Below are 24,265 nucleotides of genomic sequence, written 5' to 3' on the forward strand. Positions count from 1 at the left end.
AACAAACAAGTATGAAAGCAATTTACAAAAAGTTGTTCGTTTTATTACTACTCCTACCTGCAGGCTTATTGGCTCAGAGCTCATTAAGTGGTGTTGTTGTTGATTCTAAATCGAATCAGCCAATCTCTGGTGTGAATGTAGTTGTAAAAGGAACACAACAAAATGTTACTACAGATTTTGATGGAAAATTCAAGCTGTCAAAAATCAAGCAGGGAGATGCAGTTGTATTTTCATTTGTAGGATACAATGCACAAACGGTTACTTTTACTAATCAAACCAATTTAACAATCAAACTTCAAGAATCTGAAAATCAATTACAAGAAGTGGTAGTTCAGGTGGGTTATGGTTCAGTTAAAAAGAAAGATGCAACAGGTTCTGTAGCTGTTATCACTGCAAAAGACTTTAATAAAGGAGCTATTACAAATACTGAAAACTTGCTTAATGGTAGAGTTGCAGGTGTAGTAGTTACTCAAGGTGGTCGTCCAGGAGATGGAGCTGCAATTAGAATTAGAGGTGGAGCTTCGTTAGGAGCTTCCAATGATCCTTTAGTAGTTATTGATGGTTTACCAGTTAATAATGGATTGTCATCAATTAACCCGAATGATATTGAATCGTTTTCTATTTTGAAAGATGCTTCGGCTACAGCTATTTATGGTTCGCGAGGGTCTAATGGAGTTGTGTTGATTAAAACCAAAAAAGGATCTAAACAAGATGGAATAAAAGTTTCTTATAACTCATTAACTACTTTAAATACTATTGCAAAAAAAGTAGATGTTTATTCTGCAGATGAGTTTAGAAACTTAATTACAACTTATGTGCCTTCTAGAGTGTCTTTGCTAGGAACTGGAAGTACAGATTGGCAAGATGCAATTTACCGCAATGGTATTACATTTTCTAATGATGTTTCTTTCAGAGGGAATTTATTGAAAGCAATACCAACAAGATTATCTGTAGGTAATACTTCTATAGATGGAGTTTTAGAGACTTCTTCTTTTAAAAGAAATACGATTGCTTTATCGATGACTCCATCGTTTTTGGATAATCATTTGAAATTTGAGGTGAATGCCAATTATGCAACAGAAAAAAATAGATATGCTGATGAAGGGGCTATTGGTGCAGCAATTTCGTTTAACCCGACTTTTGTTAATTACGATCCAAATTCTCCGTTTAGTGGATATAAGGAGTATTATACTTTGAATTCACCAAATAATTATACTGTTTATGGAGCTTCAAACCCTGTTGCTTTATTGCAACAGAAAGAAAATAGAGGAAGAAGTAATAGATTCTATGGTAATATTCAAACGGAATATAAATTACATTTTTTTGAAGATGTAAAAGCAGTTGTTAATTTAGGATACGACAGAAGCCAAGGCAAAGGAACTAACTTGGTGAGTCCTAATTCTAGATCTGGGATATATAATGCGGCTAAATTAGGTTATGACCAAAATACGTGGGGTAATTCAACCAATACATTATTAGATTCGTATTTGAATTATAATAAAAAATTTGGTCAAGTTAAAGTGGATTTAACAGCAGGGTATTCGTACCAAAATTTCGAGTCAGAAAGTTATTATTCAACTAATAAGTTGCTTCCTTTGTCTGAGCAAAAACCAGATGTTGTTACAAGTCCAGGAGTTAATTTACAAGCCTATTATTCAAGATTAAATATTGATTTGAGTGATAAATATTTACTTACAGTGAATTTTAGACGTGATGGTTCTTCAAGATTTTCTGAGTTAAATCGTTGGGGTAATTTTCCTGGAGCTGCGTTCGCTTGGAAAATCTCTAGTGAAGAATTTTTGAAAAATTCTAAAACAGTTTCTGAATTGAAATTACGTTTAGGATGGGGTGTTACAGGACAGCAAGATATTGGGGCTGCTGCATACGATTATTTTCAAAGATATAATTTAAGTGCTGCAACTTCGGGCGCTACCTACCAATTTGGAGATCAATATTACCAATTAGGAAGACCAGAAGGATACAACCGTAATTTGAAATGGGAAGAAACCACTACTATTAACGCAGGTTTAGACTTTGGATTATTTAATGATAAAGTTACAGGTACTTTAGATGTTTACAGTAAAACGTCTAATGATCTGATTGCTTATGTGCCAGAAGGTTCATTACAAAATTTTAGAACTGCTGGGTTTCAAAATATTGGGTCATTAACTTCAAAAGGGGCCGAGTTAAATGTTAATTATAAAGCAATTCAAACTAAAAATTCTACATTAAGTTTTAATTATAACATTGCTTATAATGATATTAAAATTAAAGATTTAGGCGGATTGAATTTTGCACAAGGTTCAGTTGGTTTGGACTTGTACACACAAATTCATCAAGAGCGTTTGGCACCTAATACATTCTGGTTATACGAGCAAGTGTATGATGCCGCAGGAAAACCTTTAGAAGGAGTGTATGTTGATAGAAATGGAGATGGTCAAATTACCTCTTTGGATAAACATGCATTTAAAAAACCAAATGCTGATATTACAATGGGATTCATGACAAACTACAACTACAAAAAATGGGATTTCTCAATGGCTTGGAGAACAAGTTTAGGAAATTATATTTTTGATAATGTAAATGCAAGTAGAAGTTTCTTGTCTCAAAGTATTTCAGATAATAATGTTAATGCAATTAATAATACAACAGTAGACTTTAGTAATACTTTATTTACTCAAAAAAGAGCTGAATCAGATTATTATGTTAAAAATGCATCTTGGTTAAAATTAGACAATGTAACGATTGGTTACTTAATAGAATCTCCATTTAATGTAGAGTCATCCTCTTTACGTTTATACTCAGGGGTTCAAAACGTACTAACAATTTCTAAATATAAAGGAATGGATCCTGAGGTGTTTGGAGGTATAGATAGTACAATTTATCCACGTGCAAGAATGTTCCTATTAGGGTTAAACTATAATTTTTAATATAAACTATTATGAAAAAGATAAAATCAATTAATTTTAAATTATTTGTATTTTTTGGATTAGTTGCATTTTTTATGTCATGTACCAATGATATGAATGTAACCCCAAAAGATGATGATGATTTTACATCAGAAGCATTTTACTCTAATCCGAGTTCTTACAAACAATTTTTAGCTAAAATCTATGCAGGTTTAGCTGTTACAGGTCAGAATGGACCTGATGGGAGTGCTGATATTCAAGGAATAGATGAAGGTTTCGGTCAATATCTTAGAGGGTATTGGCAACTACAGGAGTTACCTACTGATGAAGCAATGGTTTCATGGGGAGACCCAACACTTCCTGAATTAAATAACCATACATGGAATGCTGATAACCGTTTTGTTAAAGCATTTTATGCAAGAGTTTTTTATCAAGTTGGATTAGCTAATGAGTTTTTACGTGCTACAACTGACGAGAAATTAGCTTCAAGAGGTGTGAGTGATGCTTTAAAAGCAGAAATTAAAGTTTTTAGAGCTGAAGTTCGTTTCTTAAGAGCACTTTCGTACTATCATGGTATTGATCTGTTTGGAAAAGTTGCTTTTGCAACTGAAAATGATTTGGTTGGAACTAAACCAGTTGAGAAAGATAGAACCTATGTATTTAATTATTTAGTGTCAGAATTGAATGCTATAGATGCTGATTTAAAAGACGCTAGAACTAATGAATACGGGAGAGTAGATAAAGTAGCGGCTAAAATGTTATTGGCTAAGTTATATTTAAATGCCAAGGTGTACACAGGAGCTAGTAAAGATGCTGAAGCCCTTGCTGCAATCAATTCAGTTATTGGTTCTTCATACTCAATTGCAAATGTTCCTTACAGCAATTTATTCATGGCAGATAATGATAGAACTGCAGTACGAGCTGAAATTATTTTTCCAATACGTTTTAATGGTGTAAATACTAAAACTTGGGGAGGGACTACTTTCATTATTCATGCTTCAACAGGAGGATGGAATTCAGATATGGGAATTGATGGTGGCTGGTATGGATTAGCAGCTAGAAAAGAATTTGCTAATTTATTCTCTGATTTATCAGGAGCAACCGATAGAAGAGCAATGTTTGATGCTGCATCAACCTCTTCTCTAACTATTAATTCGGTTTCTGATTTCTTTGGAAATGGAGGATTAAAAGTTAAAAAATATTCAAATAAAACTTCCGCAGGAGCAAATGGAAGTAATTTGACACATACAGATACTGATTTCCCATTATTTCGATTGGCAGATGCTTATTTAATGTATGCAGAATTAGCAGCTAATAATGTGGCTTCTGCATCAAAGTCAGTAGCCAGAGGGTATGTTAACACTTTGAGAGCTAGAGCTGGAGCTCCTCTTATTGCAAATGACTCTGATATTACACCAGACTTTATATTAGATGAAAGAGCTAGAGAGTTGTATTGGGAAGGTCATAGAAGACAGGATTTAATTCGTGCTAATAAATTTACTGGAAGCGCAAAATTATGGCAGTGGAAAGGAAATGCATTGAATGGAGCTAGTATTGATTCTAAATTCAATGTATACCCAATACCTCAAACTGAATTGAATACCAATTCTAATTTGACTCAAAATACAGGATATTAATGTTTAAAAAATCCATTGGTACTAATTTTTTTACCGTTGGAAATAAATTAATAATTATGAAAAAAATATATTTAAGTTTAATTTTAGTAGCAGGAATACTATCAAGTTTAGTTTCTTGTTCAGATGATCTTTTGGATCCAGTGGCAGCAAAAGGAGACGCCATTGTTCTCTCTGCTCCAACAGGTGGTACTTATGCTTTATCGGCTTCTACTGCTTCTGCAACCGCGTTTACTGTAAAGTGGACTTCATCTACTTTTGGATATTCTGCTGCCGCAAGATATACTTTGCAAGTAATAAAAAGCACAGGAAACTTTGCAACTCCAGGAACTTTTCCATTAGGTGATTTTGCTGTTAATGCCTCTGTTAATTTAGAGAAAGCGATAACAAACAGGCAATTGAATGCAGCTTTGTTAGGTGCTGGTGGTCCAATTGGAACTTCTCAAACTTACAAACTACGTGTAGTTGGGAGTCCATTGAATCAATCATCATCAACGGTAGATGCATATACTGTGGTTTCAAATGAGATTACAATTACGGCTACAGCATTCGATACTTACGATGAGTTTTCAAGAATTTATGTTCCTGGAAATTACCAAGGAGCCAGTGGGTATGGTTCAGATTGGTCTCCAGGAGATGCAGCTGTTGCAAAGTTATTTTCAGCTGGAAATAATGGTATATATGAGGGATTTGTATGGTTTGCTAATGCTACACCAGAATTCAAATTTTCTCCGGTTCCGTCATGGAATGGAGATAGGGGAGAATCGAATGGATCAGGAGCTTTTTCAGGGGTTTTAGGAGGAAATAACATTAAGCCTTCTACAGGAGGAACTTATTTCTTCACAGTCAATTGGGCAGCAGGTACCTATACCATGGATCAAAGACAAGTATCAATTATTGGTGCTGCTACACCAAATGGATGGGGTGCAGGGACGCCATTGACATTTGACACAAATCCAAGTTCTCCATATTATCAAATGTATACGATTACATTAACATTAGCTGCTGATGAATTTTTAATTCGTTTGAAAGATGATTGGTCAGTAAAAATGGGAACCCTTTCAGGAAATACTGAAAATACTACTACAGGTGGACAATATAAAATTAAACTCGGTGGTGGTAATATGAAAGTACCTACTGCTGGTACTTATAAAGTAGTTTTAGATATCAGAAACTCTGCTAATTATAACTTACGATTAATGCCACAATAAAATGTAGTATTCGATAAAAAGCACTTAATTTGTATAATTAAGTGCTTTTTTTGTTTTAACTAACCAAACAACTCAATAATGAAAAGAATTCTACTAATTTTTTTATTTGTACAAGGTTTTACTGCATTTGCTCAGCAACAAACCGCAACTTATAGTGTGAGTCCTGCCGCTTTTGAGGAAAACACATCAATTACAATTACAATCAATGGAAGTAGTATCAATGAAGCTACTTGGGGAGTTACAGGTAATAGTTTGTATATGTGGGCTTGGGCATTTGGTCTCGATGGAGTGACTACCAAAGGGAATCCACTGAATGGAGATTGGAATAATTCTAATGAGGCTAGTAAATTCACCTACAATCAAGCAAACGATACATATACCAAGACTTTCACTCCCACGACATATTATAATACTACAGGAATTGGAAAAATAGGTTTCCTGATCAAAGCTAAAGATGGTACTGGCGATAAAAAGTCACAAGATATTTTAGTTGAAGTAGGCTCTTTTCAAGTTAATCTGACGGCTCCAACCCCAAATAGCGCTACTATTTTAAATTCAGGTTCTAGTTTTACTATAACAGCAACTAACACTAACGGAAATGCAAGTTATAATTTGAAATCGAATGGAGTGAGTATTAATACCAACGTTTCGACTTCAAATTATTCTTATACACAAACTAATATTATAAGTAATCAGAATTATGAATTAGAAGTGCTTCAAGGAACTACAACCATTACGAAAAAGTTTTCGGTTATTGTCAATCCTGGAAATAACAGTCAAGCTTTACCATCTAATTTAGTTGAAGGAATTAATTATGATCCTAACGATGCGACAAAAGCTACTTTGGTTTTAGATGCTCCTTTTAAAGATTTTGTATATGTAGCGGGAAGTTTTAATAATTGGCAACCCACTAATGCCTATGCTATGAAAAAGGATACCAATTCGGATAAATTTTGGTTGGAATTGACAGGTTTGACTTCAGGAACAAAATATACCTATCAATATTGGGTGGTAGATGCCACCCCAATAGCTGGTACACCTGCTATGGTAAAAACTGCCGATCCTTATTCTACTTTGGTTTTGTCTCCTTATGACGATCCCTCTATCCCCTCTGCATCCTACCCTAATTTGCCTGTTTACCCAACAGGACAGGAACGTGAAGTTACAGTGTTACAAACAGGTCAAACACCTTATAATTGGAGTACAGCTACTACTAATTTTGTAAAACCAGCTAAAGAAAAATTGGTTGTTTATGAATTGTTAGTTCGAGATTTTGACGCTAGTAGAAATTTTCAGGCAGTGATTGATAAATTAGATTATTTTAAAAATTTGAAAATTAATGCGATTCAACTTATGCCTGTAATGGAGTTTGAAGGTAATGAAAGTTGGGGATACAATACAGCTTTTCATTTGGCTTTAGATAAGTTTTATGGGACATCTGACAAACTGAAAGAATTAATTGATAAATGCCATCAAAAAGGTATTGCGGTCATTTTAGATGTGGCTTTGAATCATGCTTTTGGTAGAAATCCAATGATTCGAATGTGGATGAATGACCCTGATGGCGACGGTTGGGGGAGTCCTTCGACTGAAAATCCATATTTTAATACCGTGGCTAAGCATAGTTACAGTGTAGGGGAAGATTTTAATCATCAACAATTACGAACTCAAAATTACACAAAACGTGTCATAAAACATTGGATTGAGGAATTTAAAATTGATGGGTTCCGTTGGGATTTGACTAAAGGATTTACGCAAGAATGCACCGCTGGAGATGAAACCTGTACTAATGCTTATCGAGCAGATCGTGTTGCAGTGTTAAAAACCTATGCCGATTATTCTTGGAGTTTAGACCCTACTCATTATACCATTTTTGAACATTTAGGAACGGATGCAGAAGAGAAAGAATGGGCAAATTATAGAATAACTGAGTCGCCTAGCAAAGGAATAATGTTGTGGGGTAAAATGAACTATGAATATAATGAACTTTCAATGGGATATGTATCAAATATTTCCAGAATGAATAGTGCTAGTAGAGGATTTGCCAATCACAGATTGATAGGATATGCAGAAAGTCACGACGAAGAACGTTTGATGTATAAAAATATTCAATATGGTAATAGTGCTAACTCAGCTCATAATGTTAAAACATTAAACACAGCTTTGTCAAGAATGTCAGCGATTGGAGCAGTTTCTTTATTGGTTCCTGGACCAAAAATGATTTGGCATTTTGGAGAACTAGGGTATGACGATTCAATTTTTACCTGTAATAATGGGACGGTAAATACTTCTTCAGATGCTGCAACAGGTGATTGTAAGTTAGATACCAAACCACAATTGCAATGGACGAATAATTGGTTAGCTAATGCTAATAGATTTAAAATCTATTCGGATTGGGCCAAAATGATTCGTCTAAAAACAGAAGAGCCTGTTTTTTCAGGAACTGCGACAATAACTAATGTGAGTTCATTATTGCAAACCATCAAAATTACCGATACCAATTTACCAGCAACAAGTTTGAAAGATGTTATAATTATCGCAAATTTTGATGTCACAAGTAAAAGTGTACCAACAGGATTTCCGTATGCTGGAGAATGGTTTAATTTAATGGACAATTCGAGTTTGAATGTGATTAATGTTAATGATCCAATTACGGTTTTACCAGGACAATTTAAAATTTATGGGAACAAACAAGCTTTTGGAGCTAACGCACCTTTTACATTACCATCAGATAATTTTAATGTTGAAGCTAAAGCTGAATCATGTTTGAATAAAAATAATGGAGAAATAGTTATTACGGGTGCTCAAACGTATAATTATGTTGCTACTATCAATGGAACATCGTATAATTTCACCAATAATAGCTTGACTCTTTCTAATTTAGCCCCTGGGACTTATTCAGTTTGTATTACAATTCCTGGTAAAACCTTTGAACAGTGTTATAGCTTGACTATTGCAAGAGGCTCTTCTTTAACAGGTAAAACAACCGTATCTTCTAATGTGGCTTCAGTCCAAATATCCGAAGGGACTGCCCCTTTTGAAGTATTTGTAAATGGATTACCTCAATTTCAAACTACTGCAACAAGTTTTAATCTGCCAGTAAAACAAGGGGATTTTCTTGAGATAAAAACCGCTAAAACATGTGAAGGAGTTTTTGCAACGAGTATTATGGATCCATTACATGGTTGTGTAGCTTACCCAAATCCGACACATGGATTAATTGAAATAGCTGTACCAACTCTTCAAACAGAAATAGCCGTTGAATTATATAATTTGAATGGACAATTGATTTCAAAAGATACGTATTCCGTAATAAATGGGAAGGTTCAGCTTAATTTAGAAAAGGAATCAGCCGGAATATATTTTGCAAAAGTACATTTAGAAACTCCAATTAGTTTAACAATTGTAAAAGAGTAAAAAGATGAGAAATAGTATATGTTTTTTTTGTATATCCCTTTTGTTTATCTCATGTGGAGGTGGAGGTTCTGATGGGCCAACTCCAACACCTGAACCGGCAAATACAGCACCAACTGTTCCAACTTTGGTAGCTCCAACAAATGCTTTATTGTGCATTAATAACGTAGTGAATTTTGAATGGGGTACATCAACGGATGCAGAAAACAATCCCATAACGTATCAGATTCAGATTGCAACAGATAATCAATTTGTACAAATTGTAAGTACTGCTGATGTATCTTCGCGTACTCAAACTTTTACATTAGATAAGGGGAAAGCCTATTATTGGAGAGTAAAAGCTATTGATAGTAAAAATGCTTCTAGTGCTTATTCAGGAACGTATAGTTTTTATACTGAAGGAATAGGTGTAACGAATCATTTACCTTTTTTGCCGGAAATAATCCAGCCAGAAACAAATACCACTATTACGGGAACTATAGCAACCTTAAAATGGTTTGCTTCTGATGCTGATGTAGCGGATGTTTTAACTTACGATGTTTACTTAGGAACTGTAAATCCACCAACCGTAAAAGTTTTAGAAAATAGTACATCTTCAATTTTTGAGGCTACTTCATTACAAGCAGCTACACAGTATTATTGGAGAATAGTGGTTAAAGACAATAAAGGGGGTGAAACAAGAGGTCAAGTTTGGAATTTTAGAACTAATTAATTGTTTTAAATAGTATTACAAACAAAAAAGCTACTCCTCGAAAGGAGTAGCTTTTTTCAACTACAATTAACACATAAACTAAAAACTAAATTTTCCCATTTTTAATTTCATCTACAATTTCAGGATTCAATAAAGTGGTAGTATCTCCAAAATTAGAGAAATCACCTTCGGCTATTTTACGCAAAATTCTACGCATGATTTTTCCAGAACGTGTCTTTGGTAAACCTGAAACGAATTGGATTTTATCCAATTTGGCAATTGGTCCAATATGGTCTGAAATATGTTGGTTAATCTCTTTGCTCAAGTTATCTCTATCACGGTACTCCCCTGTTTCTTTCAAAATAACAAATCCGTACAACGCATTTCCTTTGATGTCGTGAGGGAAACCTACAATAGCTGACTCGGCTACTGCTGGGTGTTCATTGATAGCATCTTCAATTGGTGCTGTTCCTAAATTGTGTCCAGAAACAATCACCACATCATCCACACGACCTGTAATTCGGTAATAACCTACTTCGTCACGTAACGCACCGTCTCCTGTAAAATATTTTCCAGGGAAAGCACTGAAATAGGTTTCTTTATAACGTTGGTGATCGCCCCAAATGGTTCTAGCAATACTAGGCCAAGGAAATTTAATGCACAAACTTCCAGTCACTTGATTGCCTTCTATTTCGTTGCGTTTTTCATCCATCAATACCGGTTGAATACCCGGTAATGGAAGTGAAGCATAGGTTGGTTTTGTGGGTGTTACAAAAGCTAAAGGCGAAATCATAATTCCACCTGTTTCGGTTTGCCACCACGTATCGACTACTGGACATCTTTTTCCACCCACGTGGTCGTTGTACCAGTGCCAAGCTTCTTCATTAATAGGCTCTCCTACTGATCCAATTACTTTTAATGATTGTAGAGGGTATTTTTGAACATATTCTATACTTTCTTTTGCCAAAGCACGAATAGCTGTTGGGGCAGTATAGAATTGAGTTACTTGGTGTTTTTCAATCACTTCCCAGAAACGACTGAAGTCTGGATACGAAGGAACTCCTTCAAAAATTACGGTAGTTGCACCGTTTAATAAAGGTCCGTATAGAATGTATGAGTGTCCTGTAATCCAACCAATATCGGCAGTACACCAGAAAATGTCATTTTCTTCGTAACTGAATACATTTTTGAAAGTATAGGCAGTATATACCATATATCCTGCTGTGGTGTGTACCATTCCTTTTGGTTTCCCTGTAGAACCTGAAGTATAAAGGATAAATAATGGATCTTCAGCATCCATGATTTCAGCGACGTTGGTGTTCATTGCGTCATCTAAAAGGGGTTGCAACCATTGGTCACGACCTTCTTTCATGTTGACATTGGTGTTGGTTCTTTTGGCAACCAATACTTTCTCAACAGAAGGGCATTTTTCTAATGCTTCATCAACAATGCCTTTTAAGTCAATGTCTTTGTTACCACGGTAACTTCCATCAGAGGTAATGACCATTTTACACTCACAATCATTGATTCTTGAAGCCACCGCAGAGGCAGAGAATCCTGCAAAAACTACAGAGTGAATGGCTCCAATTCTAGCGCAAGCTAATAATGAGATGGCTAATTCTGGAATCATTGGTAAATAAATACAAACACGATCTCCTTTTTTAATGCCTTGCTCTCGCAACACATTGGCCATTTTTGAGACTCGTTCGTACAATTCATTATACGAAATGTGTTGTGCTGCTTCCGATGGATCGTTTGGTTCAAAAATAATCGCCGTTTTATCTCCTCTTTTAGCCAAATGGCGGTCAATACAGTTCTTGGTAATGTTAACTTTGGCATTGGTGAACCATTTGATTTCGGCTTCAGCCATATTAAAATCAATTACATTGTCCCATTCTTGGTACCAAGTAAAGTTTTCAGAAGCAATTCTGTCCCAGAATTTTTTAGGTTCACGAATTGATTTTTTGTAATGTTTAAAATATTCTTCTAGATTTTCAATTTTGTAATAACTCATGGTATTCTATTTAATATGTTGTTATTCGGTTATTTTTATTTACTATAAATTCCAATTTTATATTTTTTTAATACTTCAATGATTTCACCTACAATAGCTTCGTCATCAATAGTAGATGGGATTTGGTATTCTTCACCATCAGTGATGCTTCGCATTAGTTTGCGAAGAATTTTACCCGAACGGGTTTTTGGTAAACGTTGCACAATTACCACATTTCGTAGCGAAGCTACTGCCCCGATTTGTTGTCGCACTAATTTTACGATTTCTTGTTCCAATTGGAAATGTTCAATATCTTCTCCGTGTTTTATTACTACTAGTGCCAATGGAATTTGACCTTTAAGTTCGTCATTAATTCCAATAACGGCACACTCTGCCACAGACGAATGTGAAGCAACAATTTCTTCCATTTCGGCAGTAGAAAGGCGGTGACCCGCTACATTGATTACATCATCCACACGACCGGTAATAAAAATATAATCATCATCATCTTTGAATCCGCCATCACCTGAAAAATAGTATCCTGGGAATTTTTCCAAATAACCTGCTTTGAATCTTGGGTTGTCTTTCCATAAATCCAATAAGGTTCCTGGAGGTAGAGGCAATTTGATCACTACATATCCTTCTTCGTTAGGTCCTACTTCAGTTCCGTTTTCACTAAAAATTTTAATATCGTATCCTGGAACTGCTTTTCCAACAGATCCTGGTTTGATTGGTAAATATTCAATTCCCATCATATTGGCTACAATTGGCCAACCCGTTTCTGTTTGCCACCAGTGGTCAATTGCCGGAACCGGAATATGTTCTTGGTACCATTCTAAAGTGGCTACATCGCAACGTTCTCCGGCTAAAAACTGAATTTTCAACGAACTTAAATCGTGTTTTTTTATGAATTCTCCGTTTGGATCTTCTTTTTTAATAGCACGAATGGCCGTTGGAGCCGTAAACATAACGCTTACTTTATGCTCTTCAATCATTCTCCAGAACGTACTCGCGTCCGGTGTTTTGATTGGCTTTCCTTCAAAAATAATAGTTGTATTTCTATTGATTAGTGGGCCATATACAATATAACTATGCCCTACAACCCAACCCACATCCGATGCAGCCCAAAATACTTCGCCTTCTTTGGCGTTGTACACGTTTTGCATGGAATATTTCAAAGCAGTGGCATACCCGCCAGAATCACGCACAATCCCTTTTGGTTTACCAGTAGTTCCGGATGTATACAAAACATACAAAGGATGTGTGGAGTTCAACGGTACACACTCGGCTTCTTCAGATCCGTAAACCAAAGCATCATAATCCACATCGTATTTCTTGAACGGCACTTTGGCACCTAATTTTCTATTCAGAATAATTACTTTTTTAGGTTTGTGTTCTGCTAATTGAATGGCTTCGTCAACCAACGGTTTGTAAGCAATCAATCGGTCGATTTCAATCCCAGAAGAAGCGGTGATAATAGCTCTAGGTTTGCAATCATCAATTCGAATGGCTAATTCGTGAGGAGCAAATCCTCCAAAAACTACTGAATGAGTAACGCCAATTCGCGCACAAGCCAACATGGCAAATGCGGCTTGTGGAATCATAGGCATATAAATAACTGCAGTATCTCCTTTTTTCAATCCCAAAGATTGCATACCTCCGGCTAATTTTGCAACTTCGGTTTTTACTTCTAAAAAAGTATATTTTTTAACAGTTTGAGTCACGGGTGAGTCATAAATTAAAGCCACTTGGTCACCAAAACCCTCTTCAATGTGTTTGTCTAATGCTAAATAGCACACGTTTAATTCTCCGTCTTTGTACCAAAGCGGATACCCATTTTCATCCGAAGATAGAATTGTTTTTGGTTGTGTAAACCAATGAATATTATGGGCTTGTTCTTTCCAAAAAGTTTCTGGATTTTCAGTGCTTGCGGCGTAGGTGTTTTTATAATTCATGGTAAAGTATTTTAAAATAAGAAATGGGATTAGTTTTCAATCAATTCGTGTACTTGTTCTACTAATTTTTTAGCAGAAAAAGGTTTGACGACATACAAGTTTGCTCCTAATGCTAAACCTTTTTCAATGTCTTTGTCTTTGTTTTTTGCTGAAAGAAAAATGACTTTGCAATGCGCTAAACGGTCGTCTTTTTTTATTTCTTCTAAAGTAGCATATCCATCTACCATAGGCATCATTACATCGAGAATGATGACGTCTGGTAGTTGTTTTTCTATGATTTCCAGCGCTTCTTTCCCATCACGGGCAATGAATACTTCAAAATTATTTTTTTTGAAAGTATATTCTAAAGCCATTACGATATTGGGTTCGTCGTCTACAATTACTATTTTTTTCATCCTCTTAGTTGTTTTCTGTTGTGTTGTAGTTGGGTAATGTGAAGACAAAAGTGGCTCCCTCTTTTACATTGTTTTCGGCCCAAATAGCGCCTTTATGATGTTCTATAATTTGTTTACAAATGGCTAATCCTAATCCGCTACCAATAGGTTTTTTTACATTTTGATTTCTCGACTGGTAAAATTTATCAAAAATGGCTTCAAAATCTTCTTTTTTAATTCCTTTGCCGTTGTTGTGAATTGTTACGGCAACATTAGATTCATTTTCTATAATTTGTATGCTAATTAAACCGTCTTTTTCAGCTGAAAATTTGATGGCATTAGACAATAAATTATGAATGACTTGAATGATGCGCTCTTCGTCATAAAATGCTCTGATTTCTTTGCCGGCATCTTCAAATTCTATCTGTATTTTTTTGTTGTTGATGAGTTGTTTCAGAGAGTCTAAAGTTTTTTCGACTGTCTTTACGATGTTGTTTCTAGAGAGATATATTTTTTGTTTTCCGGTTTCAAATTTCTCTAAATCCAAAATTTTATCAATCAAACGATTCAAACGATCGGATTCAGAAATAATATTTTGCAAAAACTGTTTGCGCATTTCAAATGGCACCTCTTCGTCGTCGTGCAAAATTTCACTTGCGGCACGTATAGCAGTGATTGGTGTACGTAATTCGTGTGTAACCGTATCTAAAAATTCGTCCTTTTGAATGTCTTTTTTCACAAGTTCTTCATTAGCAATTTTTAGCTGTTCGGATATTTTTTGCAATTCATTAGAAGTGTCTGTAAGTTTTTTATTGATGATTATGTTTTCTTTCGATTCTTCTAAAATTCGTAATACTTCAGGCAAACTAATTTCGTCTTCTTTCACTACACTAGCAATTAATATTTTGGCAGAAGCCGTGCCAATATGCCCCGTCAATAAATTTTCGGCAAACTTGATAAAACGAGCATCGGCAGTAGCTACATTTTTGTCAATATTGTATTTTAAGTTGAAAATGGATAGCGCACGTTTGGTTCTTTCTTCCCCTAAGAACCGTTGTAAAACGCGTTCAATATCGGATACATATGCGGTACCTTTCCAGACAAAAGCATCCTCGTGATTGGTAATGTATTTGTCAATGTCGACAAACATTTCGGCATAATTGCGTTCTCTATAATTGCCTCTAAAACTCACAGAAACAGCAGCAAAACTCATTAAATTAAAGAATAAACTCCAAAATAAGGCATGAGGAATAGGTTGAAGATAATCCAAACCAAAAAGTTGGAATGGTTTAAGTAATTCAATATCCCAAGGGCCTTGCTGTATGAATAAGCTAGTTGAATTTGTAATTCCTAAAGCGTATGGGATTAATAAGGTATAACAGCAAACGATAAAACCAATAATAATTCCAGTAATAGCCCCTTTATTAGAGCCTCTTCTCCAAAAAAGAGCACCAAAAAAAGCAGGAGCTAATTGTGCAATTACTACAAATGAAACCAGTCCAATAGAGACTAATGAGTAGTCTAAAATAAAGATTCGGTAAATGGCATAGGCCAAAATAATCAATAAAAAGATTCCGATTTTTCTACTTCGAATAATGCGTTGGTTGTTTTTTTCTTGTGATTTATTTTGTAAAGACCCTACAAATCCATAAGGGATTAATAAGTTATTACTTAACATGGTTGCTAATGCAATTGACGAAACAATTATCATTGAAATCGCTGCTGAGAAGCCTCCAAGGAAAACAAGTACAGTAAGAGTATTATTCTCAAAAAATTGAGGAATTAACAAGGAGTAGGTGTCTGAATTTAGACTTTTTCCATGAAATAAGATGTTGCCACCCCAAGCTATTGGGAATACAAAAATATTGAAGAGTAATAAATATAAAGGGAACAACCACATGGCTGTTCGGATATGAATTTCTTTGTTATTTTCGACAATAGCTGTATGAAATTGTCTTGGTAAAAGGAAAATAGCGAACATAGATAAAATGCACAGAAAAAACCAATTGATACTACCAGATAAGCCTCCTATTGAATTTTTTTTATGAAAATTTTCTAGCACAGATGCTTTAGTATATATATCATCAAATCCATCAAATACAAAATAAGTTACATAAATACCTATAATGAGGAAGAAAACAAGTTTTAAAATAGACTCCATTGCTACGGCAGTGACGATTCCGCGTCTTTTTTCGGAAGCATCTACGTAGCGCGTTCCATAATAGGAAGTAAATAAAGCTAATGCGATACACGCATAAGTAGTGGTGTCGTAAAATATATTGGAACTGGATTCAGTTTCGGTAACAATATGAAAGGTGTCAGAAATTGACTTAAGTTGTAAGGCAATATAGGGTACAATAGCAAAGATGCATATCGTAGTAACTAATGCGCCTAAAAACCTGTCGTTGCCATATCTCAACGAAATAAAATCAGCAATACTCGAGATTTTATTTACTCTTGATATACGGATAATTTTTTTTAAGATAATTAACCATGTTGGAATAATTATGATAGGTCCTAAATAAATAGGGAGGTAGCCTAAACCTGAGTTGGCAGCAACACCAATACTTCCGTAGTAGGTCCAAGCGGTACAATATACGGCTAAAGAAAGGGAATAAATATAAGGGTTATTTGACCATTTGGAATGACCTCTTTTCTCTGCCCAATAAGCAATGTAAAAAAGAATAAGCATGTATAATGCTACTATAAACAAAAGACCCAAACTACTCATAATAACGTTTAATAATTAGGTAGGTAGTGCCAATCGTGAATAACCAAGTAGAAAATACATAGATATAAATGACAGGGAATCCAAGAATAGGCTTTGAGCTGTCAAAAAGTAATAAAAGAGGCATATTCAAGGCTAATAGCATTAGCATTGAAAGTATAACTAGTTTTTGTTCGTGTCTCTTTTTCATACTTATAAAAATATACAAACGCTGCCAAAAATGACAGCGATTGTATATAAAAAATGATATTAATTTTTATTTCTCATCAAACTCTCCTGTAAGTGAATAGTATCCAAAGATGCCTAAACCACCCACAATAATTGGAGCTAAGATAAAAGTATATATAATGGCAGGAATTAAATCTTCCTGTTTTCCTGTTTCAAATTTTGGAATTGCTTGATCAATCAAAAGGAAATATGCAGCTGCAATTCCTGTAGCAATCCAAACAATGCCTAATACTCTTTTTATTGCATTCATAATATGATGTTTTTTAGTTTAATTAAAATTACTTATTCTTTATGAGCGGTACTTTTACCATCAACATAGATAGCTCCAATTACAAAACAGATAGCTCCGATAATAATTGGATACCAAAGCCCCTCTAAATAAGCGTCTTGTACCACAGGTTCATTTCCTGCAGCAACTGCAGCATCATTTAATTTACCTGCGCTTACAACTAATGATGTAGCGATAGCTGGTAATAATCCTCCAAAGATTCCATTTCCAATATGATACGGTAATGACATCGAAGTATAACGGATTTTTGCAGGGAACAATTCTACTAAGAAAGCTGCTGTTGGCCCGTATACCATAGTTACTAAAAAGATCTGGAAGAAAACTAATAAAGTTACCATCCATTTGTCAGAATCGTTAACAACCATTGTAGTTACTTTGTCTACTTTTGGTTTTCCATCAACAATTTTAGCTACTCCGTTTTCTAAGGCAACGGTTTTTACTTCTTTCCAAGTAGCACCATCTGTAAATTCTTTAGTAGTAGTATAAACAGAATCTAATGCCTCTTTATTTTCTTTTGTTTCAGCTACTACAACTGTTTTTTCTACGATTTCAGTTTTGTTTTTGATGCTTGTAGTTTCGTACATTGCTTTGTAAACGGGTCTGTAAGATACAACAGCGATCAAAATCCCAACAAGCATTAACCATTTTCTACCAATTCTGTCAGATAACCAACCGAAAAACACGAAGAATGGAGTTGCCATTAAAATTGCAATCATCATAATATCTCCCTTTTGATCTGCAAGTCCCATCGTTTTTTCAATAAAACTCATCGCATAGAATTGTCCAGTGTACCAAACTACACCTTGCCCCATCACAAGTCCAAATAAAGCTAATAATACAAATTTGAAGTTTAATTTGTGTCCAAAACTTTCTTTTAATGGGTTTTTACTGGTTTTTCCTTCTGCTTTTACTTTCGCAAATTCAGGAGATTCACTCATGTTTTTACGAATTAAGTAAGAAACCAAGATCATTAAGATAGAAACCCAGAACGGTACTCTCCATCCCCAATCTTCAAAGGCTTCTTTAGTCATGGAGCTTTTTGTAGCCATAATTACAAAAAGAGAAACAAATAAACCAATAGTAGCCGTAGTTTGAATCCATGAAGTCCAGTAACCTCTTTGTCCTGGACCAGCATGTTCGGCTACATAAGTAGCAGCACCACCATATTCTCCACCAAGAGCAAGACCTTGAAGTAAACGTAAAATTAATACTAATGTTGGTGCCATAAAACCAATAGTTTCATAGCTAGGAATACATCCAATCATGAAGGTAGCCCCACCCATTAATAATAGAGTAACCATGAACGTGTATTTACGTCCAATTAAGTCTCCAAGGCGACCAAAGAATAACGCTCCAAAAGGGCGCACTACGAAACCTGCAGCAAATGTTGCCAAAGTAGAAAGGAAGGCAGCTGTTGGATTGTCTGAAGGGAAAAATTTAGTTGAAATAATAGTAGCTAAACTACCAAAGATGTAAAAGTCATACCATTCGATCATGGTACCTACTGAAGATGCTCCAATTACAGTCCATAAGGAGCTTTTTTTGTGTTGATTCATAATTTAATATTTGGTTGGTTAATTAATATGTGTTAGAAAGTGTAAGCACAAGAAATCATTGTTCTAAAATTACTTACGTTTGTTAAAGCTCCAGTTACTTTTCCATAAGCATCTGCAGCACCCCAATCAGCTGATGTTAGTTCTAACTCTGGGGATACTCTAAATTTATTTTTCTTAAAGTCAATACGTCCAGAAAGTCTCCATACATTGTCAACCATTCTGGCGCCATTAACTCCAATACCTCTTCCATAAGCAACAGTACCGGTTTTGTCTGCACCATTATTTTGAGTTCTTCCAAAGAAAATACCAGGAGCAACTGATTTTCCATTGCTAGCAATATCAATCCAAAAAGCCGATGTTTTGGTAGCTTCATAGGATTCGATACCGTTTGCAGTAGATCCTATATACCCGCCAAGCATTACCATATTGAATAAGTTGCCTCCAGAAATTCCGTATGCTTTGATGGTGATATCATCATTAGAATATTTACCGTATCCGAAAATACTTGTGCTGTTTGCTTTTTCTGTTGTGTTTTTCTTAGCACTACCAGTTAAGCCATTATCGGTTCTTGGTTGTAGCGATTTAACTTCGATTCCAGCTCCCATAAAAAGGTTTTTGCCTTTGTATTGTAGTTGAGTATTAATAGAAGGAATAGCTGAGTTGATTGAAGCTGAATTTTGAGTTCCAGGACCTGTAGTTGTAAACTCACGTTCTTTGTACGCAGTAAAACTAATCGAAAGATCTTTGCTTAAATTTTGTTTTAATTTCACTTGAGATGCCCATCCAAAAGGATTAAACATAATTCCAGTACTGAAATTAGCCACTCCAGGGAAAACTTCAGGAATAAAAGTTGGGTACCAAGTTTGTCCCATGGTCAAGGAAGTTTTTTTCCAATCTAATTGTGCGTAGGCATGACGTAGTCTTAATAAACCTACAGTAGTTGTGCTTGTTGAAGCATTTTCGAAGTTTCCAAAGAAATCGCCTTCAAGTGTTCCGCTTACTTTAGCACCCCATACGTCAGGCCCTTTTACTTTAACACCTAAACGGGAAACTACCGATAAAAAGTTAGATTGCCCCACGGCATTAGCATCTTTACCATCTCCTGCATTGATAGACTTGTCTAACGGGTATAAATTTAAATGGTCTTCTCTTACTTGAGCAGATTTGCGGGTGTCCCACATATAATCAGTTCGAATGAAACCGTACCAAGAGATACTGTAATCATTGGCCGCTGGGGCAGCTGCGGTTGGAGTTTGGGAATATCCTTTGAAAGAAGCAATAGCTGCTAAAAGGATGAAATAGCGTTTTTTCATAATGTATTTGGTTTGGTTAGTAAAATGGTTAATTTTAACAGGGCCAAATTCAAATATTTTTACATTAAAAAAAATTATTATATATATAAGTGTAAAAATATATAGTTAATCTTTGAATCGCTCCCATTTTATAAGCATAAATTTATCACCTAGTTCGGTAATAATCATACCTGCTCCTGATAACAATTCTTTATTTTTTAAATACTCTACGAGTTCTAAATGATTAAATATCTTATAAGTAGGATGGTAGTCAGTATGAGAAGGTTTTTTGATATTAAAGCTTTTTACCCAGTTGCTAATAGTAACATGCGAAACCCCAATAATACGCTCTATTTCGCGATAGCTTAAACCTTCTAAGTACAATTGTAATGCCTTGGTAACATAATAATCATCTATCTTTTTACCCATTTTATTGACCGTAAAAAAATAGTTACATTTTTTACATAAATACCTTTGTTTGTTGTTGATAATGCCACTTTTGATGATGTGGTTATTTTGGCATTTTGGGCAGGATACAATTTCCATATATATAAATTTTGCATAAATATAATAAATTAGCAAATATACTAATTCAATATTTGTAATAAAATTTAAAAAAAATTACAAAACCTTTATTTTTATAGGACGAATAATGAATGATTGATAGTAAAATCTATTGAAATGAAAAACAGATAAGAGTAGGGGGCTTGAGGGAACTAGATTTTAGGTAATCGTTATTTTGGTTATCACTCGCGAAAGGACTGACTTCGTCGAATTTCATTTCGCGCTGTAGTAGGGGCGAAAGGATTCGCGTGCAGGGGATTTATTTACAGAATCAGGCTCCGTTAGGAGTTGCATCTTGGTAATAAAAGCCTTGTATAGCTGAAAAAAGTCCCGTAGGGACGATATATAATGTAAGTTGCTGTCTTGTCCTGAAATAGGTTTACACAAAGGTATAAAAACAAAAAACCCACTCGTTTGAGTGGGTTTTGTGGTACCTCCAGGGATCGAACCAGGGACACATGGATTTTCAGTCCATTGCTCTACCATCTGAGCTAAGGTACCTTGCTTATGCGGGTGCAAATATAGAACCATTTTTAATTTATCCAAAACAAATAGTAAAAAAAATCAATTCGTATCTTCGCATGGTCAAACTATAAAATATGATTCTAACAATAGATGTAGGCAATACCCGAATTAAAGGTGCTGTTTTTGAGAACGATACCTTTTTGGAACAATTCCTTTTTGAACCGAATGCGTTGCAAAATGCAATTGAAAATATTTTAATACAATACCCAGACACCACTCATTTGGTAGTGGCTAGTGTTGGAAAATTAGGAGAGGAAGCTTTTTCAAGTCTAGCTACTAAGGTATCCATTCATTTTGTAACACATACGGATGCTTTTCCGTTTTTGAATGCGTATGCGACCCCGCAAACCTTAGGAATTGATCGAATGGTTTTGGCTGCAGGCGCTACTTTGTGTTATCCAGCTCAAAACCGCTTGGTAATTGATGTGGGAACTTGTGTTACTTATGATTTCATCAGTCAAGACGATGTGTATTTAGGAGGAGCCATTTCCCCGGGCTTGCGGTTGAGGTATGAATCGTTACACAATTATACGGCAAAACTCCCTTTATTAGCATCAGAATGTCCGGATTATTTCATTGGGAATTCCACAGCAAATTCTATTCATTCGGGTGTAGTAAATGGTTTGGCACATGAAATAGATGGCTTTATAGAAGAGTATCGCACACGCTATTCAAATTTTATCATAATTTTAACGGGTGGCGACGCAGAATTTTTGGCTAAACGATTAAAAAATACCATATTTGCCAATTCAAATTTTCTTTTAGAGAGTTTGAACCAAACCTTTCAATATAAAATCAAAAATGATTAAAAAAATTATAGTAAGCACTTGTTTGCTTTTTTCATTCGTATCTTTTGCACAAGAAGGAACTGCTTCTCCGTATTCGTTTTTTGGAATTGGTGATGTTCGCTATAAAGGAACAGCAGAAATGCGATCTATGGCAGGTATAGGTGTGGAACAAGATAGTATTCATATTAATTTGGACAATCCAGCTAGTTTTGCCTCACTTAAGTTAACTACATTTGCTTTAGGAGGTAGTCTAGCTACCACTCAATTAAAAAATGCATCCACTTCGTCAGGAGTTCAAAGGGTTACTTTGGACTATTTGGCTGTTGGGTTACCCATGGGAAAATTGGGTGTTGGTTTTGGATTGATTCCTTTTTCGTCGGTGGGTTATAAAATACAGTCAATAGCTCCAGATGCTTCACAAAACAGTAAACGTTTTGATGGTTCAGGAGGGCTTAACAAAGTGTTTTTTGGTGTAGGGTATGCTATTTCACCTTCTTTAAGTTTTGGAGCCGATGCGCATTATAATTTTGGAAAAATAGAAACTTCAAATTTGGAATTTTTATCGGGTATTCCAGTAGGGACAAGAGAAACCAATAATGCGATTCTTTCTGGATTTAATTTTAATTTGGGTTTACTATTTCAAAAGAGTCTTACCAAAAAAATAAACTTGTACTCTAGTTTGAATTATGCACGTGAAAGTACTTTGAAGTCTACCAACACTAGTGCTATTTCAACTGTTTTGATTGATGCGCAGTTCAATACCACACTGGTAGATGCGGCAAGTGATGTAGTTACCAATGCTAATTTAAAAATTCCGAGTAAGCTCACAGTCGGTTTAGGAATTGGTGCGTCTAAAAAATGGTTAATTGCAGCACAGCTAAGCACTAGAGATGCTGCCTCATTAGCCAATACCTACAATTCATTTAATAATGTTTCTTATGAAAAATATCAGAAATATAGTGTAGGAGGTTATTTTATTCCTAATTATAGTTCATTTGCTAGTTATGGTAAACGTTTGGTATATAGGGCTGGCTTGAAATATGAAAAAACAGGATTGGTTGTGAATTCAAAATCAATACAAGACACAGGTCTGACTTTAGGAATTGGTTTTCCGGTTACAGGTTCTTTTTCCAATGCTAATATTGGTTTAGAGTTGGGTAAAAAAGGGACTACACAATCTAACTTAGTTCAAGAAAATTACATGAATTTTTGTTTGAGTTTATCATTAAATGATAAATGGTTTCAGAAAAGAAAGTACAATTAATTAAAACTAGCTTAGCTGCTTTTATTAAGTTTAAAAAAGTATGAATTTTTTCAGCAAAAATAAACTAATTCAAGGTTTATCAATAGTGTTTTTTCTATTGATTCTAGGTTGCGAGAGTAATTTTAAAGAAATTCAGAAAGATAATTTTTCAGATTTTGTACCTAGTAGCGAAGCGGATAAAATCAATTTGAAATACACGGATTCCGGAAAGATTACGGCTATTTTAATTAGTGATAAAATGAAGGATTATGCAGTAGTAGATTTTCCTTTTACTGAGTTTCCAAAAGGAATTCATGCTACTTTTTATGACAAGAAGGCCAAAAAAACACAAGTTACATCCGATTATGCAATTTCATACAAACAAACTGGAATTATTGATTTGCAGGGTAAGGTAAAAATAGTGTCTGATGACGGCCAGATGTTAGAAACACAACAATTGTACTATGATCAAAAAAACGCTTGGTTTTTTACTGAACGAAAATTTAAATTTACTTCTCCTAAAGGAATTTCAAATGGCCAAGGAATAGATTTTAGTAAAGATTTTAAAGTAATCAATTCACAAAGAATAACAGGTGAAGTAGATTCAAACCAATAAGATTTAATTATGACATACCTTAAATACACTCCGTATTTGTACCTTATTTTAGGCGTTTATTTAGTGATTGATTCCATCGTAAAATGGAATGATCCAGCTGGTAATTCGGGTTTAACTTTAATTTTTGCTGGCTTAGCTTTCTTTCTATTTGCTTTTAGAAGGCGCTATGCTAAACGATTCGAATCACGAAGAAATAATAAAAATTAAATAGAATTAGAGTGCGTTAGACGAAAGAATATTTTGGAAGTTTTTTTA

At 34.9% G+C, this 24,265-nt stretch carries 18 protein-coding genes and 1 tRNA gene; 9 read left to right on the forward strand and 10 right to left on the reverse strand.

Annotated elements, in window-relative coordinates; genetic code table 11:
• The first annotated feature begins 11 nt into the window (after positions 1-11).
• The 5 genes from MG292_RS04555 (at position 12) to MG292_RS04575 (ending at position 9,880) form a co-directional block, all read left to right on the forward strand.
• The gene (locus MG292_RS04555; RefSeq protein WP_264533889.1) at positions 12-2,930 is read left to right on the forward strand and encodes a SusC/RagA family TonB-linked outer membrane protein; all 2,919 of its coding nucleotides are present in this window, start codon (positions 12-14) and stop codon (positions 2,928-2,930) included.
• 11 nt (positions 2,931-2,941) lie between these two features.
• Positions 2,942-4,546, forward strand: coding sequence for a RagB/SusD family nutrient uptake outer membrane protein (locus MG292_RS04560; protein WP_264533888.1), 1,605 nt, complete (start codon positions 2,942-2,944; stop codon positions 4,544-4,546).
• A 56-nt stretch (positions 4,547-4,602) separates the two neighbouring features.
• Positions 4,603-5,754, forward strand: a complete 1,152-nt coding sequence (locus tag MG292_RS04565) for a SusE domain-containing protein (protein WP_264533887.1) — start codon at positions 4,603-4,605, stop codon at positions 5,752-5,754.
• Between the two features lie 78 nt (positions 5,755-5,832).
• The gene (locus MG292_RS04570) at positions 5,833-9,171 is read left to right on the forward strand and encodes an alpha-amylase family glycosyl hydrolase (protein ID WP_264533886.1); all 3,339 of its coding nucleotides are present in this window, start codon (positions 5,833-5,835) and stop codon (positions 9,169-9,171) included.
• A 4-nt stretch (positions 9,172-9,175) separates the two neighbouring features.
• Positions 9,176-9,880 (forward strand): glycoside hydrolase family 78 protein, encoded by a 705-nt coding sequence (locus MG292_RS04575; RefSeq protein WP_264533885.1) that lies wholly within the window; start codon positions 9,176-9,178, stop codon positions 9,878-9,880.
• Between the two features lie 85 nt (positions 9,881-9,965).
• On the opposite strand, the gene acs is transcribed toward MG292_RS04575, so the two are convergent.
• From acs to MG292_RS04625, 10 genes are all read right to left on the reverse strand, one after another.
• Entirely contained in the window at positions 9,966-11,873 is a 1,908-nt protein-coding gene (gene acs / locus MG292_RS04580; RefSeq protein ID WP_264533884.1) for an acetate--CoA ligase, read from the reverse strand.
• Between the two features lie 35 nt (positions 11,874-11,908).
• Positions 11,909-13,807 carry an acetate--CoA ligase gene (locus MG292_RS04585; protein ID WP_264533883.1) on the reverse strand — a complete coding sequence of 633 codons (1,899 nt, stop codon included), beginning with the start codon at positions 13,805-13,807 and terminating at the stop codon, positions 11,909-11,911.
• 29 nt (positions 13,808-13,836) lie between these two features.
• Positions 13,837-14,202, reverse strand: a complete 366-nt coding sequence (locus MG292_RS04590) for a response regulator transcription factor (protein ID WP_264533882.1) — start codon at positions 14,200-14,202, stop codon at positions 13,837-13,839.
• Between the two features lie 4 nt (positions 14,203-14,206).
• The gene (locus MG292_RS04595) at positions 14,207-16,912 is read right to left on the reverse strand and encodes an ATP-binding protein (RefSeq protein WP_264533881.1); all 2,706 of its coding nucleotides are present in this window, start codon (positions 16,910-16,912) and stop codon (positions 14,207-14,209) included.
• Positions 16,905-17,099 (reverse strand): hypothetical protein, encoded by a 195-nt coding sequence (locus tag MG292_RS04600; RefSeq protein WP_264533880.1) that lies wholly within the window; start codon positions 17,097-17,099, stop codon positions 16,905-16,907. Before MG292_RS04600 ends, MG292_RS04595 begins: the two co-directional genes overlap by 8 nt.
• A 66-nt stretch (positions 17,100-17,165) precedes the next feature.
• Positions 17,166-17,387: a DUF6814 family protein gene (locus tag MG292_RS04605; RefSeq protein ID WP_264533879.1), complete on the reverse strand. Its 222-nt coding sequence runs from the start codon at positions 17,385-17,387 to the stop codon at positions 17,166-17,168.
• A gap of 32 nt (positions 17,388-17,419) precedes the next feature.
• Positions 17,420-18,982, reverse strand: a complete 1,563-nt coding sequence (locus tag MG292_RS04610) for an MFS transporter (RefSeq protein ID WP_264533878.1) — start codon at positions 18,980-18,982, stop codon at positions 17,420-17,422.
• Between the two features lie 32 nt (positions 18,983-19,014).
• The gene (locus tag MG292_RS04615; protein ID WP_264533877.1) at positions 19,015-20,295 is read right to left on the reverse strand and encodes a hypothetical protein; all 1,281 of its coding nucleotides are present in this window, start codon (positions 20,293-20,295) and stop codon (positions 19,015-19,017) included.
• Positions 20,296-20,400: 105 nt separating this feature from the next.
• Positions 20,401-20,820 carry an IS1/IS1595 family N-terminal zinc-binding domain-containing protein gene (locus MG292_RS04620; protein WP_264533876.1) on the reverse strand — a complete coding sequence of 140 codons (420 nt, stop codon included), beginning with the start codon at positions 20,818-20,820 and terminating at the stop codon, positions 20,401-20,403.
• Between the two features lie 446 nt (positions 20,821-21,266).
• Positions 21,267-21,339 (reverse strand) — tRNA-Phe (locus MG292_RS04625).
• A gap of 98 nt (positions 21,340-21,437) precedes the next feature.
• Here MG292_RS04625 and MG292_RS04630 point away from each other — a divergent pair.
• The 4 genes from MG292_RS04630 to MG292_RS04645 are packed head-to-tail and all read left to right on the forward strand — an operon-like array spanning position 21,438 to position 24,217.
• Positions 21,438-22,172, forward strand: coding sequence for a type III pantothenate kinase (locus MG292_RS04630; protein ID WP_264533875.1), 735 nt, complete (start codon positions 21,438-21,440; stop codon positions 22,170-22,172).
• On the forward strand, positions 22,165-23,415 hold the full coding sequence (gene bamG, locus MG292_RS04635) for a BamG family beta-barrel-assembly machinery protein (protein ID WP_264533874.1): 1,251 nt from the start codon (positions 22,165-22,167) through the stop codon (positions 23,413-23,415). The genes MG292_RS04630 and bamG overlap by 8 nt, the downstream gene beginning before the upstream one ends.
• Before the next feature lie 40 nt (positions 23,416-23,455).
• Positions 23,456-24,010 carry an LPS export ABC transporter periplasmic protein LptC gene (gene lptC, locus MG292_RS04640; RefSeq protein WP_264533873.1) on the forward strand — a complete coding sequence of 185 codons (555 nt, stop codon included), beginning with the start codon at positions 23,456-23,458 and terminating at the stop codon, positions 24,008-24,010.
• Between the two features lie 9 nt (positions 24,011-24,019).
• The gene (locus MG292_RS04645) at positions 24,020-24,217 is read left to right on the forward strand and encodes a hypothetical protein (protein WP_264533872.1); all 198 of its coding nucleotides are present in this window, start codon (positions 24,020-24,022) and stop codon (positions 24,215-24,217) included.
• The last annotated feature ends 48 nt before the right edge of the window (positions 24,218-24,265 follow it).

The organism is Flavobacterium keumense, from assembly GCF_029866485.1.
Lineage (GTDB): Bacteria > Bacteroidota > Bacteroidia > Flavobacteriales > Flavobacteriaceae > Flavobacterium > Flavobacterium keumense.

Bases quoted from the DNA above. Each gene is read 5' to 3' on its own strand.
- MG292_RS04620 (WP_264533876.1), bottom strand. From the start codon at position 20,820: ATGGAAATTGTATCCTGCCCAAAATGCCAAAATAACCACATCATCAAA.
- lptC (WP_264533873.1), top strand. From the start codon at position 23,456: ATGAATTTTTTCAGCAAAAATAAACTAATTCAAGGTTTATCAATAGTG.
- MG292_RS04600 (WP_264533880.1), bottom strand. From the start codon at position 17,099: ATGAAAAAGAGACACGAACAAAAACTAGTTATACTTTCAATGCTAATG.
- MG292_RS04610 (WP_264533878.1), bottom strand. From the start codon at position 18,982: ATGAATCAACACAAAAAAAGCTCCTTATGGACTGTAATTGGAGCATCT.
- MG292_RS04565 (WP_264533887.1), top strand. From the start codon at position 4,603: ATGAAAAAAATATATTTAAGTTTAATTTTAGTAGCAGGAATACTATCA.
- MG292_RS04560 (WP_264533888.1), top strand. From the start codon at position 2,942: ATGAAAAAGATAAAATCAATTAATTTTAAATTATTTGTATTTTTTGGA.
- MG292_RS04575 (WP_264533885.1), top strand. From the start codon at position 9,176: ATGAGAAATAGTATATGTTTTTTTTGTATATCCCTTTTGTTTATCTCA.
- bamG (WP_264533874.1), top strand. From the start codon at position 22,165: ATGATTAAAAAAATTATAGTAAGCACTTGTTTGCTTTTTTCATTCGTA.
- acs (WP_264533884.1), bottom strand. From the start codon at position 11,873: ATGAGTTATTACAAAATTGAAAATCTAGAAGAATATTTTAAACATTAC.
- MG292_RS04630 (WP_264533875.1), top strand. From the start codon at position 21,438: ATGATTCTAACAATAGATGTAGGCAATACCCGAATTAAAGGTGCTGTT.
- MG292_RS04615 (WP_264533877.1), bottom strand. From the start codon at position 20,295: ATGAAAAAACGCTATTTCATCCTTTTAGCAGCTATTGCTTCTTTCAAA.
- MG292_RS04585 (WP_264533883.1), bottom strand. From the start codon at position 13,807: ATGAATTATAAAAACACCTACGCCGCAAGCACTGAAAATCCAGAAACT.
- MG292_RS04555 (WP_264533889.1), top strand. From the start codon at position 12: ATGAAAGCAATTTACAAAAAGTTGTTCGTTTTATTACTACTCCTACCT.
- MG292_RS04570 (WP_264533886.1), top strand. From the start codon at position 5,833: ATGAAAAGAATTCTACTAATTTTTTTATTTGTACAAGGTTTTACTGCA.
- MG292_RS04595 (WP_264533881.1), bottom strand. From the start codon at position 16,912: ATGAGTAGTTTGGGTCTTTTGTTTATAGTAGCATTATACATGCTTATT.
- MG292_RS04605 (WP_264533879.1), bottom strand. From the start codon at position 17,387: ATGAATGCAATAAAAAGAGTATTAGGCATTGTTTGGATTGCTACAGGA.
- MG292_RS04645 (WP_264533872.1), top strand. From the start codon at position 24,020: ATGACATACCTTAAATACACTCCGTATTTGTACCTTATTTTAGGCGTT.
- MG292_RS04590 (WP_264533882.1), bottom strand. From the start codon at position 14,202: ATGAAAAAAATAGTAATTGTAGACGACGAACCCAATATCGTAATGGCT.